Consider the following 21,912-nt stretch of genomic DNA (forward strand, 5'->3'; position numbering starts at 1 on the left):
CGCGCTCACTCATGGGGTAGTCCCGCGATCGCCCCGTCATCGGAGGTGATCCCGTGTCAGGCACGGTCCTGCGCACCGTCTGCTCCGCGGCGCTCGCCGCCCTCGTCATGGCCTCCCCCGCCGTTGCCGCCCCCGTGGCACCGGACCCCGGTCCCTCGGACGTGACCACCGGCAAGGGCCCCGACTCCACCAAGAGCATCGCCGAGCTGCTGACCGAGCTGCGCACGCTGTACCGGCAGGCGGAGGAAGCCACCGAGACGTACAACGGGACCGTGGCCGAGCTGAAGAAACGGACCGCCGAGGCGAAGCGACTCGGTTCCGCCCTCGCCGCGGCCAGGCTCGCACTGGCCCGCAGCCACGACGAAGCGGGGCGGCTGGCCCGTGAGCAGTACCAGGGGCGGTCCGACTTCTCCTCGTACGCACAGCTGCTGCTGGCCCGCGATCCCGAGCACGCCCTGGACCAGGGGCATGTGATCCAACGGGTGACCGCCGGCCGGGCCGCGACCGTGAAACGGCTCACCGGCGCCGCGAAACACGCCGACGGCCTGGCCACCGCGGCCCGCAAGGTACGCGACAGACAGCGGGTGCTGGCGGCGCGGCAGAAGAAGCAGCGCGACACGGTGCGGGCGCGGCTGCGGAACGTCGAGAAGCTGCTGGCCACCCTCTCCGCCGAAAAGATCGCCCAGATGTCCCGGCTGGAGCAGCAGGCCACGGAGAAGGCCCAGGGCGCGCTGGTCGCCTCGGGCGCCCTGTCCTCTTCCCGGCAGCCGTCCGAGGAGGGCGGCGAGGCGGTGCAGTACGCGATCGGGCAGGTCGGCAAGCCGTATGTGTGGGGTGCGGAAGGGCCGGGGTCGTTCGACTGCTCCGGGCTCACCTCGCGGGCCTGGGCGACCGCGGGCCGGCCCATTCCGCGGACCTCGCAGGAACAGTGGCAGCGGTTGCGGAAGGTGCCGCTGAACACTCTGCGCCCGGGTGACCTGGTGATCTACTTCCCGAAGGCCACGCACGTGGCGATGTACATCGGCAACGGTCTGGTGGTGCAGGCGCCCCGGCCGGGGACCCGGGTGAAGGTCTCACCGGTGGCGTCGAACCCGCTGCTCGGCGCCGTGCGGCCGGATCCGGAGAACGCGTCGCTGCGCACGTACGAGCGGCCGGAGCTGCCCCGGAATGCGTCGGACGGCTCGGACACGGGATACAGCGCTTCGTCCGCCCCCACCGACGCGTAGGGCAAGCTCCAGGTCCGGGACGTGAGCGCCGCCAGGATTCGGCCCGCCCGAACGCGAGCGCTGCCGCCCGAACGGCCGTCACCCCCGTCAAGGCAACCCGGTGCTCGGTGCTCGGCTGCATTGCGAGGGAACCGGCTCACTGAAATTCGGCGAGTGGATCAGTGACAGCCTCACGCCACCGGTCACGGTGGCCGCTCGCATGGAGCCGGTAGTACACCGTCTCGCGCCGCCCCTCGGCGGCCGCACCCTCGTGGTCACCGATGTTGTGGGCGAGCAGATAGTGCGCGAACAGCACGCTGCCCGCACTGCCGATCGCCTGTGTCGGCTCGCCGAGCTCGATCTTCGGATAGGGGCCCGGATTCATCTCCTCGACCCGAGTCAGGGCGCCCGCGCCGCGGTCGGCAAGGTACTGCCCGAAACGCAGATGAGTGCCCGGCCAGACCCACAGGTTCCCTCGGTGCCGCCGGTCGTGATCGGTGAGCCACACGCCGGCCAGCAGCGAGAACGTCGCCGGACGTCCGTCCGGTTCACCCGGCGTCAGGCCGTCGACGTGCGGACCGCCCGGCCGATGCGGCCAGGGCGGGATCGTTGTGGCCACCTGCGCGAAATCGGGATCCTGTACGGCCCGATCCGTACGCAGTAGCTGGTCGGCAAGCTCCCCGATGCCCGTCTCCCGGTAGAAGTCGAGCAGCGGATGGCCCGTCGGAGAGAACCGCGGCCACAGGAAATACGGTCCGGCGTGGTCGTCGGCGTAGGGCTCCCGCTCCAGCATGGCGGCGACAACCCTGCGTCCTGCGGCGATCCGTTCGCCGCTGAGCACATCGGGAATCACTACGAATCCCTGCTGACGGAACGTGGTCCTCGTCTCGTCAGTGATGGTCACCATGCCGTTCAGTGCACCAGGCAGCATCCTCCACGGCAACCCGATAACGCCGGCCGTCCATGCGCACACTGTCGCAGCCGGCACCGGTACACCGTCACAAGATCTCCGACAGAGCCGAATTACGTGATCGCCCAGGCCGTCTGTGGGCCGTCCGAGGACGGCCCACAACCACCGACGTCGACCGACGCCAACCGCTACTTCGCAGGTCAGGCGGCGGATGCGGCCCCGGACACCTGAGCCAGGTACGCGTTCGTCTTCTCCGGGTCGAAGAAGAAGTTGTCGAAGTCCGCCGGGTTGTCGAACCCGTTGGCGAAGCGGTCGGCGACCGGCTGGAGCTGGCCGGCGGCACCGATCAGGTTCAGCACGTGCTCCGGCGGTACGCCGAGCATGGCGTTCGTCCACTTCACGACGTGCTGCGCGGTGTCCCAGTAGCGGTCGAAGGTGGACTGCATCCAGTCCGCGTCGAACGGACGGTCGCCGTGCTCGATGATCGACCGGAGGTACGCATCGGCGCACTTGGAGGCCGAGTTGGAGCCCTGGCCGGTGATCGGGTCGTTGGCGACGACCACGTCCGCGACGCCGAGCACCAGACCGCCGCCGGGCAGGCGGCCGATCGGCTTGCGGACGGTCGGGGCGTAACGGCCCGCCAGGGTGCCGTTGGCGTCCGTCAGTTCGACCTTGGTGGCGCGGGCGTACTCCCACGGCGTGAACTGCTCCATGAGCTCCAGCGTCTTCGCGAGGTGCTCGGAGGGGTCCTTGATGCCCTGGAACACGTCCAGCGGGCCGCCCGGGATGCCCTCCCAGAACAGGATGTCGGCGCGGCCGGACGTGGTCAGGGTCGGCATCACGAAGAGCTCGCCGACGCCCGGGACCAGGTTGCAGCGGACCGCGTCGAACTCGGGGTGCTCGGGGCGCGGGCCCATGCCGTGGACGTACGCGACGGCCAGTGCGCGCTGCGGGGCGTCGAACGGCGAACGGGACGCGTCCCGGCCGAACATGGAGACCAGTTCGCCCTTGCCCGCGGAGACCATCACCAGGTCGTAGGTGCGGGAGAAGTAGTCGAGGTCGGAGACGGCCGCACCGTGGATGACGAGCTGTCCGCCACGCTGGGCGAAAGTCTCCATCCAGCCGGCCATCTTCACGCGCTGGTCGACGGACTGGGCGAAGCCGTCCAGCTTGCCGACCCAGTCGATGGCGCGGGAGGAGTCGGGAGCGGCGACCGAGACGCCGAGGCCCTCGATGCGCGGGGCCTGGGACTCCCAGAAGTTGAGCTGGAGGTCGCGCTCGTGCTGCAGCGCGGTGTCGAACATGCACTGTGTCGACATGACCCGGCCGGACCGGATCTCGTCGGCCGTGCGGTTGGACATCAGGGTGACTTCGTACCCACTGGACTGCAGTCCGAGGGCGAGCTGGAGACCGGACTGACCGGCTCCGACTATGAGTATCTTCCGCATCGCGGTTCTCCGTTACGTGTACGTGTACGTGCGCGTGTTGTGTCTACGCGGGTGTGGCGTCAAGAGCGTGGCCCACGAGGGCCAGCAGCGACTCGACGACCGTGATCCTGTTACGCGCGTCCATGATCACAACAGGTACGTGCAGGGGTATGGTCAGGGCCTCCCTGACGTCCTCGGGCTCGAATCCGGGGGTTCCCTCGAAGTGGTTGACGGCCACGATGTACGGAAGTCCGCAGCTCTCGAAGTAGTCGAGCGCGGGAAAGCAGTCGGAGAGCCGCCGGGTGTCGGCGAGCACGACCGCTCCGATCGCGCCGCGCACCAGGTCGTCCCACATGAACCAGAAGCGCTGCTGTCCGGGCGTGCCGAACACGTACAGCACGAGGTCGTCGTCGAGGGTGAGCCGGCCGAAGTCCATCGCGACGGTCGTGGTGACCTTGTCGGGCGTCGCGGTGAGATCGTCGGTCTCCTCGCTGGCCTGGGTCATCAACGCTTCGGTCTGCAGCGGAGTGATCTCTGAGACCGATCCCACGAAGGTCGTCTTGCCGACGCCGAACCCGCCCGCGACCACTATCTTCGTGGCTATGGGGGCCCTGGTGTGGTCCAGCTGCCATGCCTGCAGTGACTCTTCGGTCTGGCCCTCCGGTCCCGGCTGACGCGGGGCGGACAGCAGCGAGTCAGAGACGGCGGAGTCCATTCAGCACCCTTTCGAGCAGTGCGCGGTCGGGCTGGCCGGTGCCGTGACCGGTCCCGTACACACGAATCTTTCCCTGGTCGGCCAAGTCGCTGAGCAGCACTCGGACCACGCCGAGCGGCATCTTCAACAGGGCCGAGATCTCCGCGACCGTACGCATGCGGCGGCAGATTTCGACAATGGCCTGGAGCTCCGGCATCACGCGCGTGGTGAGGTTGCCGTTGGTGAGCTCGCGGCGCTCCTCGGGCGCTTCGAGCGCGGCCACGAACGTCTCGACGAGGAGGACGTGACCGAAGCGGGTGCGGCCGCCGGTGAGCGAGTACGGGCGGACCCGGGCAGGCCGTCGGTCGGAACCGCGGACGGGGAGCCTGCGGGCGGGTTCAGCAGCGGGCATCACTGGGCGCTCTCCATCGATTTGCGCAGTTCACTGCGGAGTTCGGGGGTGAGTACGTGTCCGGCACGGCCGACGAAGAGCGCCATGTGGTAAGCGATGACGCTCATGTCGCAATCGGGGGTGGCATGTACGCCGAGCAGGGATCCGTCACTGATCGACATGACGAAGACGCTGCCCTCGTCCATGGCGACCATGGTCTGCTTGACGCCACCGCTGTCCATCAGCTTCGCGGCACCGATCGTGAGGGAGCCGATGCCGGAGACGATGGTCGCAAGGTCGGCGCTGGAACCCCTGGGGCCGTCCTGCCGGCCGGTCGCTCTGGCTGCGTGGTGGCCCGGGTCGGAGGAGAGCAGCATCAGTCCGTCGGACGAGACGACCGTGACCGAGTGGACCCCTGGCACCTCCTCGACGAGATTGCTCAGCAACCAGTGAAGGTTCCGGGCCTCGGTACTCAGCCCGAATGTGCTGGGCGCAGTCAACTGCGTGCCTCCTCGACTGTGTCCCCCGTGTCATCGGTTCGACCGCCGGGACGGTCTGCCAGCTCGGTGCGGTCGGTCTGTGCGGTGCGTTCGCTCCGGTCGACGCCGAGGGCAGGGCCGGCGCCGACGGCACTGCCGGCGCCTTCGGCGATCTCCGCCTCGACATCGCGGCGGCCGTCCTTCGCGCCCTGGTGGAAGCCGCCGAGGCGACGGCGCAGCGCTTCCTTGTCCAGGCTGCCCTTGCGCTCGGTGGCGGGGGCGGCTGCGGGCTTCACAACCTTGGGGGTGCGCTTGGGCAGCCCCTTGTCGGTGATGCGTTCGCCCTGCGGCTGCTGCTGTGGTTCCGGCTGCCGGGGGCCGGGAAAGGCCTCTGCGACGGTGGTGACGGCCGGGACCGGAGCGGTGAAGGGCTCCTGGCTCTCGTCCGCGGTGCGCTCGTGGCGGTCGGGGCCGATGGCGTACGGGCCGGACGCCGCCGGGGCCGGCAGGACCTCCGGGACCTCGGGCAGCCGGAACTGCATCGTGGTCTCGGCCTCGGTCTCGGCGGCGAGCGGCTCAGGTGCAGGCGGCTCGGTTGCGACCGGTTCGGGCGCGGGCACCGGCTCGGCGCCGGACTCCGCTCCCGCGTCGCGGATCGTCTGCTCGGCCGCGGCGATCAGCGGGTCGCCTGGCAGCGCGAGTGTCCGGCCCGGCAGGGAGTTGGAGTTGGCCTCGGCGACCGATCCCGGCAGGTTCAGCGCGGGCGCGTCCCCCGGCACCCGCACCGGCGGCGGGGTGGCGGTCGGCGGCGCCTTCGGCAGCAGCGCCTGCGGCAGCACGACGACCGCCGTCACGCCGCTGCCCTTCTGCTCGCGCAGCTGGACCCGGACCCCGTGGCGCCCCGCCAGCAGCGACGTCACCTGGAGTCCGAGGCCCGCTCCGTCCGCGCTCTGCCGGCCCGCCTCGAACGAGGCCGGGTCGGCGAGCCGGGCGTTGAGCTCGCCCATCCGTACGGACGACATCCCGATGCCCTCGTCCTGAACGGAGAGCATCACCTCACCGGACTCCAGCAGCCAGCCGGAGAGCTGGACATGGGAGTCGGGCGGCGAGAAGGAGGTCGCGTTCTCCAGGAGTTCGGCGACCAGGTGGCTGAGGTCGTCGGCGGCGAAGCCGGCGACCTGGGCGTGCGGCGGCAGCGACTGGATGGTGACCCGCTCGTACCGCTCGATCTCGCTGACGGCCGCCCGCAGGACGTCGACCAGCGGGATCGGGCCGGAGTGCCCGTGACCGTGCTCGGCGCCCGCGAGAACCAGCATGTTCTCGCTGTGGCGGCGCATGACCGTGGCCATGTGGTCGAGCTTGAAAAGGGTGGCGAGCCGCTCCGGGTCCTGCTCACGCTCCTCCAGGCTCTCGATGACGCCGAGCTGGCGTTCGACGAGGCCGAGAGTGCGGAGCGAGAGGTTGACGAAGGTGTGGTGGACCGTGTTCTTCAGCCGCTCCAGCTGGGCGGCCAGGTCGGCCGTGCGGACCTGGAGTTCGGCGCGCTGGAGGGACAGGGCCTCGTGTCCGGCGACGAGCTCGCCGCGCTCCTTCTCCAGGTTCGCGAACCGGCCGTTGAACTCGTGGAGCAGTCCCTGCAGCTTGCCGTGGAGAACGTTGAGGTTCCGTACGACCTGGGCGAACTCGTCGTTGCGGCCGGTGTAGCGGACCGGCTCGGCGGTGCCGGGCTCCGCGGCGAGGCGGGCGGCGCCGATCCGCAGGACGGCGAGCGGCTGGGTGAGCGTGCGGGCCACGGCGGTGGAGACGCCGACGGCGATCAGCAGACAGCCGCCGAGCAGCGCGATGTGCAGTTCGAGCGCGGTGACGTCGTCGTCGCGCAGCTGCTCCAGTCGCTGGATGCGGGCGGTGCCGAGTGCGGACTCGACGCTGCGCATCCGGTCGATGCGGGCGGAGAGTGCCGCCCCGACCTTCTGCCGGTTGACCTGCTGGTCGGAGTCCGACAGCTCGGGGCGGTCGGTGAGCGCGGCGAGGTATTTCTCCGCGTTGTTGACCTCGGGCCCGGTGACCGTGGAGGAGAGCTTCTCGCGAGCTGTGGAGCCCGCGGCCTGGTCGAAGTCGGCGAGCGCGGCGAGTTCGCGGACCCTGGCCTGCTGGGCGGCGGCACTCAGCTCGTCACGGTTGCGGTCGTCCTCGCTCGGGCCCTCGTCCTGGGTCTGCACGGGCAGCCCGGTGTACGGGTCGATCTGCGGGGTGGTGGCCACTTCGCGGGGCACCGACAGGGCGGCGACCAACAGCCCGCGGGTGGCGGAGGCCTGCTCGGCCGCCTGGCCCAGGGCAAGGGGCGCACGAGTGGCCTCGGATGCGCGCGGCGGGGTCTTCTCGGCCAGTTCGTCGGCGACGTCCTGCAGCTTGGCGATGACCTCGGAGTACGCCTGGTGGGCCGCGAGCGCCGAGCCCTTGCCGGTGAGCGCGGTGCGGCGCAGCGAGGGGATCGTGGAGAGGTCGCGGCGCAGCGCGGCGGGGGCCGTGCCGCGGATCTCGTCGACCTGCTGGTCGACGCGGGCGCTGCGGCTGCTGGGTCCGTCGCTCTTCGGGCCGGACTTCTCGTCCCGGCCGCTCGCGATGTAGGCCGTGACCTCGTCGCGCTCGTCCGCGAGGGCGTGCGCGAGCGCCACCGCCTGCTGATTCAGCTCGGCGAGCGTGACCAACCGCTGGGACTCGTTCAGTTCGGAGGAGGCACCGAGCGCCGCGGGCGCGCCCGCGGCGATGACGGTGATACCGACGACCGCGACGCCGGCGACCAGCCGGCTGCGTACGCGTACGGTGCGCCGGGTGGGCTCACCTTCGGCCGGCGGCAGAGGTGTCGCCCCGGAACCGCTTCGCTTGCTGCCCTTGCTCCGAGGCCGCTTCTTCTGCACCGGTGCTCGCAATCTTGACTCGTCCACCCTTGAAGCAGAGGTGACGCTCGGTCACATGGAACGGCGCCCCGACCGCCTGGTACGGCTTCTGACCATTCCAGTGCTTTTGAGAGGGGGGCGCGCATCGACCGCTCCGCCACCTGAACGAGTGAACATCACTCCAGAGTTGACGAACAAGTCTCCCCACGCGCGTCGCCGTGCACACCCGGGCCGCGGGCTGGAACTTCCGCGCAGGCTTTGGCAAGATGCCCGCCCGCACGCCGCCGGAGCCATTCCTTCCGCTCAAGGGGTGCGGCTGACCTGCTCGTACTGTCCAACGCCGCGCTCGTGCAGGGCCGGTGAAGGCGTCGTGCAGACTTGCCGTATGCGTATCGAACTCGCCACCGTCCCCGGTAGCCCCGAACGCCCCAACGAGGACTGGGCGGCCACCGCACTTCCCGCTTCCGGCCAGGGCGGGACGCTGGTCCTGCTCGACGGCGTCACTCCGCCGCAGGGGGACGACGGTTGTGTGCACTCCGTCCCGTGGTTCACCGCTCGACTGGGCGGCTCCCTGGCCGAACTGTCGGGTTCGCGGCGGGATCTGCCCCTCATGGAGGTCCTCGCCGAGTCCATCCGGCGCACCGCCGACACGCACCGTTCCTCCTGTGACCTTTCTCACGTGCGTACACCGCAGGCGACCGTCGTGATGGCGCGTTGGGACGAACGCGAGATCGAACACCTGGTGCTCTCCGACTCGGTGCTGCTGTTCGAGTCGACGGACGGCTCGGTACGCGCACTGCTCGACGACCGGCTCGACCGGCTGCCACCGGGCTCCCTGGCCACCGAGGCGATCGCCGACGCGCAGGTGCGCAACAAGGAGGGCGGCTTCTTCACCGCCGCCGCCGACCCCTCGGTGGCGGCGCGCGCGGTGACCGGGCGGACGCCGCGCGCCGGGGTGCGGGCGCTGGCCGCACTGACGGACGGGGCGAGCCGCTGGACCGAGATGTTCCGCGAAGGGGACTGGGCGGCCTGCCTCGGGGTGCTCCACAAGGAGGGCGCAGGGGGGCTGATCGACCGGGTCAGGGCACTGGAGGACGCGGACACCGGGCGCACGTATCTGAGGCGCAGCAAGACGCACGACGACGCCACGGCGGTCTATGCGGTGCTGTAGGTCACCCGAGTACGGAGCCGGCCCGGGCCAGATGCCGGGCCGGTCCAGGTTGGACCCGGCTCGTGTCATTCCTCGGCGCGGGTGTTCAAGTGGTGCAGCAGCCGGGCCAGTTCCGCCACCTCGGCCCGGTCCCAGTCGGCGAGCTTGCGTACGTACCGCTCGCGGCGGGCGTCGCGGACGCTGCGGTAACGCGCGAGTCCCTCGTCGGTGAGATGAACGAGGAAGGCCCGCCCGTCGGCCGGATCGGGTTCGCGCGCCACCAGTCCGAGGTCCTCCAGGGCGCGCAGTTGACGGCTCATGGTCGCCTTTCCGACCCCGAAGTACGCCGCGAGATCGGTGGCCCGTTGCCGCCCCGCCGACTCCAGTTGCACGAGGAGTCCGTACGCCGCGGCCTCCAGGTCGGGGTGGACCTCGCGCGCCATTTCGCCGGAGCTCGACCGCGCCCGGCGCAGGAAGACGGCCAACTCCCGCTCCAGTGCCAGGAATTCGTGGTCCACACCAGTTTCCCCGGTCGCGCCGGGTTCACTACCGCTTTCGCTCCCGTGCACGTCAACACCCCTCATGAGCTTTCCTGCCGCTGAAAGTTTCTTTCACCGCCGGTCATCGCCGCAGCTCCGCCAGTATTTCGCAGGCGTAGACCAACGGCGGCGCCCAGGCCCCCTTCCGCCGCACGGGTCTACGTGCGTAGCGTCATTCCTGGCATGTTCACACCATCACATGTCACAGGGGTGCGCCGAGCCGCCCCCTGGGTCGGCAGATCCCCCCACCGAGACCTCGGAGGCACGCAATGCCCGTGCACAGATCCGGATCCGGAACGACCCGCCGCTCACGCTTCGCGGCGCTGGGAACGCTTCTCGCAGCACTCTCGCTTCTGCTCACCCTGCCCGGTGCGGCCACTGCGGCCGACTCCCCCACCGCCACCACCACACCCGCTCGCGGGTCGGCCACGATGGGCATGGGCGTCATCGCCCATGACGGTCAGGGCGGCCTGCCGCGTGACACGCGCGCCGCGCAGACCGAAGGCGTGGACGTCAGCAGCCACCAGGGCAACGTCGACTGGGCGACCCTCTGGAACAGCGGTGTCCGGTGGGCCTACACCAAGGCCACCGAAGGCACGTACTACACGAACCCCTACTTCGCCCAGCAGTACAACGGCTCGTACAACGTCGGCATGATCCGGGGCGCGTACCACTTCGCCACCCCGGACACCACGAGCGGTGCCACCCAGGCCAACTACTTCGTGGACCACGGGGGCGGCTGGTCGCAGGACGGCAGGACGCTGCCGGGCGTCCTCGACATCGAGTGGAACCCGTACGGCGACCAGTGCTACGGCAAGACCGCGGCCGCCATGGTCTCCTGGATCCGCGACTTCGTGAACACGTACAAGTCACGCACCGGCCGCGACGCCGTCATCTACACCGCGACCAGCTGGTGGCAGGCCTGCACCGGCAACAACGCGGGCTTCGCCGCCACCAACCCGCTCTGGGTGGCCCGCTACAACACCACCGTCGGTGAACTCCCGGCCGGCTGGGGCTACTACACCATCTGGCAGTACACGTCGTCCGGCCCGTACGTCGGCGACCACAACCACTTCAACGGCGCCCTCGACCGCGTACAGGCACTCGCCAACGGCTGAGTCCGCCCCGCAGCGCCCCACTGGGCCCCGGTGACGCACCCCGTCACCGGGGTCCAGTCGCGTCCACCGCACCGACAGGGCCCGGCAGCCCGTGCCGACCAGGCAATTCATCCCGTAGGCGGGACCCCTCGACCCGCTATGCACTCGGCGTATACACCGTATGTATAGTCGCGCCTGTCGCACGCCGTGTGCGCCGTTCAGCAACGAGGGAGTGACCCGCCTTGCGCAGGAAGAAGAAGTCGATCGGTACGGGCCTGGCCGCCGCTCTTGCGGCGGCGCTCGCCCTGACGCTGAGCAGCTGCTCGACGCCGACCACCGCCCCGGCCTCACAACGGGCGGACGCGGCCTCCGACGCCAAGGGCTCGTTCGGCCCGGTGGACTGCCGCAGGGCGAAGTGCATAGCGCTGACCTTCGACGCGGGTCCGGGCGAGGACACCCCGCATCTCCTCGACATCCTCAAGGAGAAGAAGGTGCACGCCACCTTCTTCCTGCTGGGCAGGAACCACGTGCTCAAGCACCCCGACACCGTGCGCCGCCTCCAGGCGGAGGGCCACGAGGTCGCCAACCACACCTGGTCGCACGAGATCCTGACGGACCGGAAGCCCGCCGAGATACGTGCCGAGCTGGAGAAGACGCAGGACGCGATCGCGAAGATCACCGGCAGGAAGCCGCGGCTGATGCGTCCGCCGCAGGGCCGGACCGACGACACGGTCTCCGGCATCAGCAAGGATCTCGGGCTCGCTCAGGTCCTGTGGAGCGCCACCGCCAAGGACTACTCGACGACCGACTCCGCGCTGATCAAGAAGCGGATACTCGACCAGGCGAGCAAGGACGGCATCATCCTGCTGCACGACATCTACAGGGGCACCGTGCCCGCGGTGCCGGGCATCATCGACGCACTGAAGAAGCGTGGCTACACCTTTGTGACGGTCCCCCAGCTGATGGCCCCCTCCGAGCCCGTGCCGGGCGCCGTCTACCGCCCCTGAGCACGGACCGCCACCCGCTGCCTGGAGACCGCGGACACCGGGGACATGCGGAACGGCCCGCACCGCCCTCTCGGGGGTACGGGCCGTCCGACCGGCCGCGCACGTCATGCCACGCCCGTCACGCCATGGCGCTCACGCCGCGGCCGGGATCCTCTCCTCCGCCCTGGCCGAAGCCGGGGCGAGAGCGATCTCCAGCACCTGACGGACATCCGTCACCGGGTGGACCTCCAGCTTGTCGAGGACCTCGGCCGGGACGTCGTCCAGATCGGCCTCGTTCCGCTTCGGGATCACCACGGTGGTGATTCCGGCGCGGTGCGCGGCCAGCAGCTTCTGCTTCAGGCCGCCGATCGGCAGTACCCGTCCGGTCAGCGACACCTCGCCGGTCATCGCCACATCCGTACGGACCAGCCGCCCCGAGAGCAGCGAGGCCAGTGCCGTCGTCATCGTGATACCGGCGCTGGGGCCGTCCTTGGGGACCGCGCCCGCCGGGAAGTGGATGTGCGCTCCCCGGTCCTTGAGGTCGGCGACGGGCAGTTCCAGTTCGGCGCCGTGCGACCGCAGGAAGCTGAGCGCGATCTGCGCGGACTCCTTCATGACGTCGCCGAGCTGGCCGGTCAGGGTCAGTCCGGCGGCACCCGTCTCCGGATCGGCCAGCGACGCCTCCACGAACAGCACGTCGCCGCCGGCACCGGTCACCGCGAGTCCGGTCGCCACGCCCGGCACCGCGGTGCGGCGCTCGGCCGGGTCCTGGGCGGACTCGGGAACGTGGTGCGGCCGTCCGACGAGACCCCGCAGGTCCTCGTCGGTGACGGTGAACGGGAGCTCCCGGTCGCCCAGCTCGTGCTGCGCGGCGACCTTGCGGAGCAGCCGGGCGACGGCCCGCTCCAGGTTTCGTACGCCCGCCTCGCGGGTGTACTCGCCGGCCAGCTTGCGCAGCGCCGACTCCTCGAGGGTCACCTCGCCCTTCTCCAGACCGGCCCGCTCCAGCTGGCGCGGCAGCAGGTGGTCCCGGGCGATGACGACCTTCTCGTCCTCGGTGTAGCCGTCGAGCCTGACCAGCTCCATGCGGTCGAGCAGGGCCTCCGGGATGGCTTCCAGGACGTTGGCGGTGGCCAGGAAGACCACGTCGCTGAGGTCGAGCTCGACCTCCAGGTAGTGGTCGCGGAAGGTGTGGTTCTGCGCCGGGTCGAGCACTTCGAGGAGCGCCGCGGCCGGGTCGCCGCGGAAGTCGGAGCCGACCTTGTCGATCTCGTCGAGCAGGACGACCGGGTTCATGGAACCGGCCTCCTTGACGGCGCGGACGATGCGTCCGGGGAGCGCACCGACGTACGTACGCCGATGGCCGCGGACCTCCGCCTCGTCCCGCACACCGCCGAGCGCGACACGGACGAACTTGCGTCCCATGGCGTGCGCGACGCTCTCGCCGAGGGACGTCTTGCCTACGCCGGGAGGCCCGACGAGGGCCAGCACCGCACCACCGCGGCGCCCGCCGACGACCCCGAGACCGCGGTCGGCACGGCGCTTGCGCACGGCGAGGTACTCGGTGATCCGCTCCTTCACGTCCTCCAGGCCGGCGTGCTCGGCGTCGAGGATCTCCTTGGCCGCGCGGATGTCGTACGCGTCCTCGGTGCGCTCGTTCCACGGCAGCTCCAGGACGGTGTCCAGCCAGGTGCGGATCCAGGAACCCTCGGGGCTCTGGTCGGACGAGCGCTCCAGCTTGTCGACCTCCTTGAGCGCGGCCTCACGGACGTGCTCGGGAAGATCGGCGGCTTCGACGCGCGCCCGGTAGTCGTCGGACTCGTCCTCCGGGTCGCCGTTGAGCTCTGACAGTTCCTTGCGTACGGCTTCGAGCTGGCGCCGCAGCAGGAACTCGCGCTGCTGCTTGTCGACGCCCTCCTGGACATCCTTCGCGATGGACTCGGCGACGTCCTGTTCGGCGAGGTGTTCGCCGAGCCACTGGATGGCGAGCTTCAGCCGGGCGACCGCGTCGGCGGTCTCCAGGAGCTGCACCTTCTGGGTGGTCGTGAGGAAAGGTGAGTAACCGGAGTTGTCGGCGAGCGCGGAGATGTCGTCGATCTGCTGGACCCGGTCCACGACCTGCCAGGCGCCGCGCTTCTTCAGCCAGCTGGTGGCCAGGGCCTTGTACTCCTTGACCAGCTCGGCGGCCGCACCGGGAAGCGGCTCCGGGACGGACACGTCCACGCGTGTCCCCTCCACCCAGAGCGCTGCCCCGGGGCCGGTGGTCCCGGCGCCGATCCTCACCCGGTCACGGCCGCGGATGAGCGCACCGGGGTCGCCGTCGGAGAGCCGGCCGACCTGCTCGACGGTACCGAGCACACCCGTTCCGGTGTACGTCCCGTCGATCCGCGGCACGAGCAGCACCTCGGGCTTGCCGCCACCCGGCCGGACGGCTGCCTGCGCGGCCTCCACGGCGGCCCGCACATCGGTGTCGGACAGGTCGAGAGGAACCACCATTCCGGGCAGCACGACCTCGTCGTCGAGCGGCAGCACTGGCAAGGTCAGCGGAGTGACCGCGTTGGGCTCAGTAGCCATGATCTCCCCTTCGGCATTCAAGTTGAGCTATGCAGGCTCAATGCTCCTGAGCGACTTAATGTTCCCGCGGCCGTGTTCGCTCTCAGCGATCCCCCTTCCGCCTCGCCGCCACCTGCGAAATCCGTTCGCGGCCCGCCTAACGCACGGGGGAGAGTGCCCGCATGGGTGACACACGCGTGGACGACAGGGGCCTGGCCGAGGACGGGACGATCAGACATGAAGGCTCGCTGAGCCGCGTACCGGCGGCGTTCGCCCCCGTGGTCGAGGCGGCCCGCTCCCGGATCACCGATGCGTTCGGCGCCACGCAGCTGCACAGCGCCTACCTGTACGGCAGCATTCCGCGGGGCACTGCCATTCCCGGCGTCTCCGACCTGGACCTGCTGCGCGCCCTGTACGCCGAGCCGACCGCGCAGATGCGCATCGCCGCGGCCACCGGCCGCACCCCTTCGACGGACCCGGCACCCCTCACCACGCTCATCGACGACCTGGCGCCGCGGCCGGCAGCCGAATACCTCGCGGTGCACGGCTCGAAGGCGCCTCGCCGACCGCCGGCATCCGCGCGCCGGTGCAACAGCGGCGGGCGGGCCACCTGCCCTTCGACTCCTCGCGCCCCACCCGGATCCACCGATTTTGGCCCCTCCCGCGCCGTCCGACGAGGATGGTGGGACCCCATCCACCGCCTACCGGAGACCGAGGACATGCCGACCGCCGACCGCCGCACCGCTCACAGCCCCGTCACACTCGACCGCCGCGAGGGACCGTACGGGGAGGTCGTCCTGCGGGAGCGGGGGGACGACTTCGAGATCATCGCCAACGGGTGCTTTCTGATGGACACCGCGGACGGGCGCTCCGAACGGTTGCTGATCGATGCCGCACTCGCCGCACTGCCCGCCGGGCGGACGGATCCGGCAGTGCTCGTCGGAGGGCTCGGGGTCGGCTTCTCGCTGGCGCATGCCGCCGCCGAGCCGCGCTGGGGGCGAATCGCGGTGGTCGAACGGGAGCAGGCGATCATCGACTGGCACCTGGACGGGCCACTGGCCCGGATCTCCGCCGCGGCGCTCACCGATCCGCGGACGACGATCCTGGCGACGGACCTCGTCACATATCTGCGTACGACTACGGACCGTTACGATGCGTTGTGTCTGGACATCGACAACGGACCGGACTGGATCGTCACCGAGGACAACGGAAGTCTCTACTCCGCTTCCGGGCTGGCGGACTGCCGGGAACGGCTCAACCCGGGTGGGGTGCTGGCGGTGTGGTCCGCGCAGCCGTCCGCCGCCTTCGAACAGGCCCTGAAGAATGCCGGATTCGTTGGGGTAAGGACGGAGGAGGTGCGTGTTGCCCGAGGTGTGCCCGACGTGGTTCATCTCGCACTTCGGGACGACTGAGGTTCTCCTCCGGGTATCCGGGGCCCCCGGACGCCCGGGGGCCAAGCGCCACAAGACAGACACTCCGCCGCCTGCTTGCGTCCAACCCGTTCCCGTGCCGTTACACCCTGCGTAGCCGGGAACAGCCTGCTGGCTTTACGCTGCTGAGCGGCAAACGGGATCACCCACAAAATTCACAAGCGAAGACCGTGCGTCCGGGGGAATGACCCCCGCGAGAACGGGCAGGGGCGGGGCGATGGAACAGACACACACCACCCACAACGGTGTCGCGGCCACCCCGGGCGCGCAGCGCCGGGTGCTGGTGGTCGAGGACGACGCGACGATCGTCGACGCCATTTCCGCACGCCTGCGGGCCGAGGGCTTTCTGGTGCAGACCGCGCTCGACGGCCCCGCGGCCGTCGACGCGGCCGAGGCCTGGCAGCCCGACCTGATGGTGCTCGACATCATGCTTCCGGGCTTCGACGGCCTGGAGGTCTGCCGCCGGGTTCAGGCCGCGCGGCCGGTGCCGGTGCTGATGCTGACCGCCCGGGACGACGAGACCGACATGCTGGTCGGCCTCGGTGTCGGCGCCGACGACTACATGACCAAGCCGTTCTCCATGCGTGAACTGGCGGCCCGGGTGCATGTCCTGCTGCGCCGGGTCGAGCGCGCGGCACTGGCCGCCGTGACGCCGCGCAGCGGCATCCTGCGCCTCGGCGAGCTGGAGATCGATCACGCGCAGCGCCGGGTCCGGGTGCGCGCGGAGGACGTCCACCTGACGCCGACCGAGTTCGACCTGCTGGTCTGCCTGGCCAACACGCCGCGCGCGGTGCTCTCCCGGGAGCAGCTGCTCGCGGAGGTCTGGGACTGGGCGGACGCCTCCGGCACCCGTACCGTCGACAGCCACATCAAGGCGCTGCGCCGGAAGATCGGTGCGGAGCGGATCCGTACCGTGCACGGTGTCGGTTACGCCCTGGAGACCCCGGCGCCATGACCCGGCTCGGCTCCGGACTGCGCCCTTTCTCGATCAAGGCCAAGCTGGGCACGCTGGTCGTGGTCTCGGTGTTCATCACGACCGGGCTGCTGATGGTGGCGGTGCGCACCAGGACCGAGCTGCGGTTCATCACGGTGTTCTCGGTGATCGCGACGCTGTTGATCACCCAGTTCGTGGCTCACGGGCTGACGGCGCCGCTGGACGAGATGACGAGAGTCGCCCGGTCGATCTCGCACGGCGACTACACCCGACGGGTGCGGGGCGCGGACCGGCGGGACGAGCTCGGCGACCTGGCCCAGACGATCAACCTCATGGCGGACGATCTGGAGGCCGTGGACCTGCACCGCAAGGAGCTGGTGGCCAATGTGTCGCATGAGCTGCGCACGCCCATCGCAGCGCTGAGAGCCGTCCTCGAGAACGTCGTGGACGGGGTCTCCGCCGCTGATCCGGAGACCATGCGTACGGCGCTGAAACAGACGGAGCGGCTCGGCAGGCTGGTGGAGACGCTGCTGGACCTGTCCCGGCTGGACAACGGGGTGGTCACCCTCAAGGCCCGCCGCTTCGAGGTGTGGCCGTATCTCTCGGGCGTGCTGAAGGAGGCGAACCTCGCCGCCTCGCACCGCCGGCTGTCCTCCGGCTCCGGGAACCACACCCGCACGGACGTACATCTGCATCTGGACGTGTCGCCGCCCGAGCTGACCGCGCACGCGGACGCGGAGCGGCTCCACCAGGTGGTGGCCAATCTGATCGACAACGCGGTCAAGCACAGCCCGCCGCACGGGCGGGTCACGGTGCGGGCACGGCGCGGCGCGCTGCCGGAGTCGCTGGATCTCGAGGTCCTGGACGAGGGTCCGGGCATTCCGGAGTCCGAGCGGCACCGGGTCTTCGAGCGTTTCAACCGCGGCAAGGTGGCGTCCCCGCACGGTCCGGGCAGCGACGGCGGTACGGGCCTGGGCCTGGCGATCGCCCGTTGGGCCGTGGATCTGCACGGCGGTCGCATCGGGGTGGCCGAATCGGCTCGCGGTTGCCGCATCCAGGTCACCCTTCCGGGGATCTCTCAACCACGCAGTTGACGCGGGGCCCGAACCGGAAGGGCACGTTCTACGCATCGTCCCACGAGGGGATATGGTCCACGTGGCCGTAGCCACGGCCACGCGTACCCGGAGTGAAGCGGAACCACGCTTGTTTCCCGCCATTTCCAGCGCCGAAACCCGCTCTTTGATGTGACTTGCACGACGAAGACCGGCCCGGTCTGCATGGAACGGTCAAGGAGGCGTAGCCTTGATTTCCGCTGTCCATCACCTTGTGAAGCGGAAGAGGGCGGTTGCCGCCGTGTCGTCTCAGTCCCCCAGTAACTCGAGCATCTCGACCGACCAAGCCAGCCCGGGTGCAAACCCGGCTGCCGCTTTCGGCCCCAATGAGTGGCTCGTCGACGAGATCTACCAGCAGTACCTCCAGGATCCCAATTCGGTCGATCGCGCCTGGTGGGACTTCTTCGCCGACTACAAGCCGGGTACGTCCGGCACGGCGGACAAGCCCGTTCCCGGCGCCGCAGCCGCGGGGGCTGCGGTAACTCCGGCCCCGGTTGCCACCGCACCGGCGCAGACCGACCACGCCGCTCCTGCGCAGCCCGTGGCCCAGGCTCCGGCTCCGGCCGCCGCACCCGCCGCCCCGGCGGCGCCCGCGGTTGCCGCACCCGCTGCCCCGGCCGCTCCGGCGAAGGCCGCGCCCGCGGCACCCGCCGCGCCGGCCGCCAAGGCCCCCGCCAAGGCGGCCCCGGCCACCGCGGCGGGCGAGGGCCCCGAGTACGTGACGCTGCGCGGTCCGTCCGCCGCCGTTGCGAAGAACATGAACGCCTCGCTGGAGCTGCCGACGGCCACGTCCGTCCGCGCCGTTCCGGTGAAGCTGCTCTTCGACAACCGCATCGTCATCAACAACCACCTCAAGCGCGCCCGCGGCGGGAAGATCTCCTTCACGCACCTCATCGGGTACGCGATGGTGCAGGCCCTCAAGGCCATGCCGTCGATGAACTACTCCTTCGCGGAGAAGGACGGCAAGCCGACGCTGGTCAAGCCGGAGCACGTCAACCTCGGTCTGGCCATCGACCTGGTGAAGCCGAACGGCGACCGCCAGCTGGTCGTCGCGGCCATCAAGAAGGCCGAGACGCTCAACTTCTTCGAGTTCTGGCAGGCGTACGAGGACATCGTCCGCCGCGCCCGCATCGGCAAGCTCGGCATGGACGACTTCACCGGAGTCACCGCCTCGCTGACCAACCCCGGCGGCATCGGCACCGTCCACTCGGTGCCCCGCCTGATGCCCGGTCAGGGCCTCATCATGGGTGTCGGCGCGATGGACTACCCGGCGGAGTTCCAGGGCACCTCCCAGGACACCCTGAACAAGCTGGGCATCTCGAAGGTCATGACCCTGACCTCGACGTACGACCACCGGGTCATCCAGGGCGCCGCCTCCGGCGAGTTCCTGCGGATCCTGGCCCAGCTGCTGCTCGGCGAGAACGAGTTCTACGACGAGATCTTCAAGGCGCTGCGCATCCCCTACGAGCCGGTCCGCTGGCTCAAGGACATCGACGCCTCGCACGACGACGACGTCACCAAGGCCGCGCGGGTCTTCGAGCTGATCCACTCCTACCGGGTCCGCGGTCACGTCATGGCCGACACCGACCCGCTGGAGTACCGCCAGCGCAAGCACCCCGACCTGGACATCACCGAGCACGGCCTCACCCTGTGGGACCTGGAGCGGGACTTCGCGGTCGGCGGTTTCGCCGGCAAGACGATGATGAAGCTCCGCGACATCCTCGGTGTGCTGCGTGAGTCGTACTGCCGCACCACCGGCATCGAGTTCATGCACATCCAGGACCCGAAGCAGCGCAAGTGGCTCCAGGACCGGGTGGAGCGTCCGCGCCCGAAGCCGGAGCGCGAGGAGCAGCTGCGGATCCTGCGCCGCCTCAACGCCGCCGAGGCGTTCGAGACGTTCCTGCAGACCAAGTACGTCGGCCAGAAGCGGTTCTCCCTGGAGGGCGGCGAGTCCGTCATCCCGCTGCTCGACGCCGTCATCGACTCCGCCGCCGAGGCCCGCCTCGACGAGGTCGTCGTCGGCATGGCCCACCGCGGCCGGCTGAACGTCCTGGCGAACATCGTCGGCAAGTCGTACGCGCAGATCTTCCGGGAGTTCGAGGGCAACCTCGACCCGCGGTCGATGCACGGCTCCGGCGACGTGAAGTACCACCTGGGCGCCGAGGGCACCTTCACCGGTCTGGACGGCGAGCAGATCAAGGTCTCGCTGGCCGCCAACCCCTCGCACCTGGAGGCGGTCGACCCGGTCCTGGAGGGCATCGCCCGCGCCAAGCAGGACATCATCAACAAGGGCGGCACGGACTTCACGGTCCTGCCCGTCGCGCTCCACGGCGACGCGGCCTTCGCGGGCCAGGGCGTCGTCGCCGAGACGCTCAACATGTCGCAGCTGCGTGGTTACCGCACCGGCGGCACCGTGCACGTGGTGATCAACAACCAGGTCGGCTTCACCGCCGCCCCGGAGTCGTCGCGTTCCTCGATGTACGCCACCGACGTGGCGCGCATGATCGAGGCGCCGATCATCCACGTCAACGGCGACGACCCCGAGGCCGTCGTGCGGGTGGCCCGTCTCGCCTTCGAGTTCCGCCAGGCGTTCAACAAGGACGTCGTGATCGACCTCATCTGCTACCGCCGCCGCGGTCACAACGAGGGCGACAACCCGGAGTTCACCAACCCGCAGATGTACACCCTGATCGACAAGAAGCGCTCGGTGCGCAAGCTGTACACCGAGTCGCTCATCGGTCGTGGCGACATCACGCTGGAAGAGGCCGAGCAGGCGCTCCAGGACTTCCAGGGCCAACTGGAGAAGGTCTTCGCGGAGGTCCGCGAAGCCACCTCGGCTCCGGCTCAGACCCATGTCCCGGACGCGCAGCCCGAGTTCCCGGTCGCCGTCACCACCGCGGTCTCCCAGGAGGTCGTGAAGCGGATCGCCGAGTCCCAGGTCAACATCCCGGAGCGGATCACGGTCCACCCGCGCCTGATGCCGCAGATGCAGCGTCGTGCCGCCTCGGTGGAGAACGGCACGATCGACTGGGGCATGGGCGAGACCCTGGCCATCGGTTCGCTGCTGATGGAGGGCACTCCGGTCCGGCTCGCCGGCCAGGACACCCGCCGCGGCACCTTCGGTCAGCGTCACGCGGTCCTCGTCGACCAGGTGACCGGCGAGGACTACACCCCGCTGCTCTACCTCGCCGACGACCAGGCCCGTTACAACGTCTACGACTCGCTGCTCTCCGAGTACGCAGCGATGGGCTTCGAGTACGGCTACTCGCTGGCCCGCCCGGAGTCGCTGGTCATCTGGGAGGCCCAGTTCGGTGACTTCGTCAACGGCGCGCAGACCGTCGTCGACGAGTTCATCTCCTCGGCCGAGCAGAAGTGGGGCCAGACCTCCGGCGTCACGCTGCTCCTGCCGCACGGCTACGAGGGCCAGGGCCCGGACCACTCGTCCGCCCGCCCGGAGCGCTTCCTCCAGATGTGCGCGCAGGACAACATGACGGTCGCGATGCCGACCCTCCCGTCGAACTACTTCCACCTCCTGCGGTGGCAGGTGCACAACCCGCACCACAAGCCGCTGATCGTCTTCACCCCGAAGTCGATGCTCCGCCTCAAGGCGGCGGCGTCGAAGGTGGAGGAGTTCACCACCGGCGGCTTCCGCCCGGTGATCGGCGACGACTCGGTCGACCCGAACGCGGTCCGCAAGGTCGTCTTCTGCGCCGGCAAGGTCTACTACGACCTTGAGGCCGAGCGCGAGAAGCGCGGTGTCACGGACACGGCGATCATCCGTCTGGAGCGCCTGTACCCGCTGCCGGGTGCCGAGCTCCAGGCCGAGATCGCCAAGTACCCGAACGCCGAGAAGTACCTGTGGGCCCAGGAGGAGCCGGCCAACCAGGGCGCCTGGCCGTTCATCGCCCTGAACCTGATCGACCACCTGGACCTGGCCGTCGGCGCCGACGTCCCGCACGGTGAGCGCCTGCGCCGCATCTCGCGGCCGCACGGCTCGTCCCCGGCGGTCGGCTCGGCCAAGAGGCACCAGGCGGAGCAGGCTCAGCTGGTCGCCGAGGTCTTCGAGGCCTGATCAGCGACTGTACGAACCGGAGGGCCCGGCCCCGCG

Annotated in this window: 16 protein-coding genes; 8 read left to right on the forward strand and 8 right to left on the reverse strand. The window is 70.0% G+C overall.

Annotated features, from left to right (window positions below):
* The first annotated feature begins 53 nt into the window (after nucleotides 1-53).
* The gene (locus tag OHB49_RS15195; RefSeq protein WP_030969922.1) at nucleotides 54-1,226 is read left to right on the forward strand and encodes a C40 family peptidase; all 1,173 of its coding nucleotides are present in this window, start codon (nucleotides 54-56) and stop codon (nucleotides 1,224-1,226) included.
* Between the two features lie 136 nt (nucleotides 1,227-1,362).
* Here the strand turns inward: OHB49_RS15195 and OHB49_RS15200 are convergent, their stop codons facing one another.
* The 6 genes from OHB49_RS15200 to OHB49_RS15225 all read right to left on the reverse strand — a co-directional run bounded on the left by OHB49_RS15200 (nucleotide 1,363) and on the right by OHB49_RS15225 (nucleotide 8,024).
* Nucleotides 1,363-2,112, reverse strand: coding sequence for a phytanoyl-CoA dioxygenase family protein (locus OHB49_RS15200; protein WP_329160854.1), 750 nt, complete (start codon nucleotides 2,110-2,112; stop codon nucleotides 1,363-1,365).
* Nucleotides 2,113-2,315: 203 nt separating this feature from the next.
* Nucleotides 2,316-3,563 carry a styrene monooxygenase/indole monooxygenase family protein gene (locus OHB49_RS15205; RefSeq protein ID WP_030969918.1) on the reverse strand — a complete coding sequence of 416 codons (1,248 nt, stop codon included), beginning with the start codon at nucleotides 3,561-3,563 and terminating at the stop codon, nucleotides 2,316-2,318.
* Between the two features lie 43 nt (nucleotides 3,564-3,606).
* Nucleotides 3,607-4,257, reverse strand: a complete 651-nt coding sequence (locus OHB49_RS15210) for a GTP-binding protein (protein WP_030969916.1) — start codon at nucleotides 4,255-4,257, stop codon at nucleotides 3,607-3,609.
* Nucleotides 4,238-4,648, reverse strand: a complete 411-nt coding sequence (locus OHB49_RS15215) for a DUF742 domain-containing protein (protein ID WP_030969913.1) — start codon at nucleotides 4,646-4,648, stop codon at nucleotides 4,238-4,240. The genes OHB49_RS15210 and OHB49_RS15215 overlap by 20 nt, the downstream gene beginning before the upstream one ends.
* The gene (locus tag OHB49_RS15220; RefSeq protein WP_030915812.1) at nucleotides 4,648-5,127 is read right to left on the reverse strand and encodes a roadblock/LC7 domain-containing protein; all 480 of its coding nucleotides are present in this window, start codon (nucleotides 5,125-5,127) and stop codon (nucleotides 4,648-4,650) included. Before OHB49_RS15220 ends, OHB49_RS15215 begins: the two co-directional genes overlap by 1 nt.
* On the reverse strand, nucleotides 5,124-8,024 hold the full coding sequence (locus tag OHB49_RS15225) for a sensor histidine kinase (RefSeq protein ID WP_030969911.1): 2,901 nt from the start codon (nucleotides 8,022-8,024) through the stop codon (nucleotides 5,124-5,126). Before OHB49_RS15225 ends, OHB49_RS15220 begins: the two co-directional genes overlap by 4 nt.
* A gap of 364 nt (nucleotides 8,025-8,388) precedes the next feature.
* On the opposite strand from OHB49_RS15225, the gene OHB49_RS15230 reads away from it, so the two are divergent.
* Nucleotides 8,389-9,174: a hypothetical protein gene (locus OHB49_RS15230; RefSeq protein WP_329160856.1), complete on the forward strand. Its 786-nt coding sequence runs from the start codon at nucleotides 8,389-8,391 to the stop codon at nucleotides 9,172-9,174.
* A gap of 65 nt (nucleotides 9,175-9,239) precedes the next feature.
* On the opposite strand, the gene OHB49_RS15235 is transcribed toward OHB49_RS15230, so the two are convergent.
* Nucleotides 9,240-9,737: a MarR family winged helix-turn-helix transcriptional regulator gene (locus tag OHB49_RS15235; RefSeq protein WP_382603272.1), complete on the reverse strand. Its 498-nt coding sequence runs from the start codon at nucleotides 9,735-9,737 to the stop codon at nucleotides 9,240-9,242.
* A gap of 224 nt (nucleotides 9,738-9,961) precedes the next feature.
* On the opposite strand from OHB49_RS15235, the gene OHB49_RS15240 reads away from it, so the two are divergent.
* Entirely contained in the window at nucleotides 9,962-10,810 is an 849-nt protein-coding gene (locus tag OHB49_RS15240; RefSeq protein ID WP_329160857.1) for a lysozyme, read from the forward strand.
* A gap of 221 nt (nucleotides 10,811-11,031) precedes the next feature.
* A complete protein-coding gene (locus tag OHB49_RS15245; RefSeq protein WP_329160859.1) occupies nucleotides 11,032-11,796 on the forward strand; it encodes a polysaccharide deacetylase family protein in 765 nt (254 codons plus the stop codon).
* 132 nt (nucleotides 11,797-11,928) lie between these two features.
* Here the strand turns inward: OHB49_RS15245 and lon are convergent, their stop codons facing one another.
* Complete coding sequence (lon, locus tag OHB49_RS15250; RefSeq protein ID WP_329160862.1) at nucleotides 11,929-14,349, reverse strand: endopeptidase La; 2,421 nt, start codon at nucleotides 14,347-14,349, stop codon at nucleotides 11,929-11,931.
* A gap of 698 nt (nucleotides 14,350-15,047) precedes the next feature.
* On the opposite strand from lon, the gene OHB49_RS15255 reads away from it, so the two are divergent.
* The 4 genes from OHB49_RS15255 (at nucleotide 15,048) to OHB49_RS15270 (ending at nucleotide 21,876) form a co-directional block, all read left to right on the forward strand.
* A complete protein-coding gene (locus tag OHB49_RS15255) occupies nucleotides 15,048-15,740 on the forward strand; it encodes a spermidine synthase (protein WP_329166484.1) in 693 nt (230 codons plus the stop codon).
* 235 nt (nucleotides 15,741-15,975) lie between these two features.
* Complete coding sequence (locus OHB49_RS15260) at nucleotides 15,976-16,713, forward strand: response regulator transcription factor (protein ID WP_006127534.1); 738 nt, start codon at nucleotides 15,976-15,978, stop codon at nucleotides 16,711-16,713.
* Nucleotides 16,710-17,786, forward strand: coding sequence for a HAMP domain-containing sensor histidine kinase (locus OHB49_RS15265; RefSeq protein WP_313939174.1), 1,077 nt, complete (start codon nucleotides 16,710-16,712; stop codon nucleotides 17,784-17,786). The genes OHB49_RS15260 and OHB49_RS15265 overlap by 4 nt, the downstream gene beginning before the upstream one ends.
* Before the next feature lie 259 nt (nucleotides 17,787-18,045).
* Entirely contained in the window at nucleotides 18,046-21,876 is a 3,831-nt protein-coding gene (locus OHB49_RS15270; RefSeq protein ID WP_329160865.1) for a multifunctional oxoglutarate decarboxylase/oxoglutarate dehydrogenase thiamine pyrophosphate-binding subunit/dihydrolipoyllysine-residue succinyltransferase subunit, read from the forward strand.
* Nucleotides 21,877-21,912 lie beyond the last annotated feature (36 nt).

This window comes from Streptomyces sp. NBC_01717, assembly GCF_036248255.1.
Taxonomy (GTDB): Bacteria; Actinomycetota; Actinomycetes; order Streptomycetales; family Streptomycetaceae; genus Streptomyces.

Excerpts from the sequence above, each read along its gene's own strand:
- OHB49_RS15200 (WP_329160854.1), bottom strand. The coding sequence starts at position 2,112 with ATGGTGACCATCACTGACGAGACGAGGACCACGTTCCGTCAGCAGGGA.
- OHB49_RS15205 (WP_030969918.1), bottom strand. The coding sequence starts at position 3,563 with ATGCGGAAGATACTCATAGTCGGAGCCGGTCAGTCCGGTCTCCAGCTC.
- OHB49_RS15210 (WP_030969916.1), bottom strand. The coding sequence starts at position 4,257 with ATGGACTCCGCCGTCTCTGACTCGCTGCTGTCCGCCCCGCGTCAGCCG.
- OHB49_RS15215 (WP_030969913.1), bottom strand. The coding sequence starts at position 4,648 with ATGCCCGCTGCTGAACCCGCCCGCAGGCTCCCCGTCCGCGGTTCCGAC.
- OHB49_RS15230 (WP_329160856.1), top strand. The coding sequence starts at position 8,389 with ATGCGTATCGAACTCGCCACCGTCCCCGGTAGCCCCGAACGCCCCAAC.
- OHB49_RS15235 (WP_382603272.1), bottom strand. The coding sequence starts at position 9,737 with ATGAGGGGTGTTGACGTGCACGGGAGCGAAAGCGGTAGTGAACCCGGC.
- OHB49_RS15240 (WP_329160857.1), top strand. The coding sequence starts at position 9,962 with ATGCCCGTGCACAGATCCGGATCCGGAACGACCCGCCGCTCACGCTTC.
- lon (WP_329160862.1), bottom strand. The coding sequence starts at position 14,349 with ATGGCTACTGAGCCCAACGCGGTCACTCCGCTGACCTTGCCAGTGCTG.
- OHB49_RS15255 (WP_329166484.1), top strand. The coding sequence starts at position 15,048 with ATGCCGACCGCCGACCGCCGCACCGCTCACAGCCCCGTCACACTCGAC.
- OHB49_RS15260 (WP_006127534.1), top strand. The coding sequence starts at position 15,976 with ATGGAACAGACACACACCACCCACAACGGTGTCGCGGCCACCCCGGGC.
- OHB49_RS15265 (WP_313939174.1), top strand. The coding sequence starts at position 16,710 with ATGACCCGGCTCGGCTCCGGACTGCGCCCTTTCTCGATCAAGGCCAAG.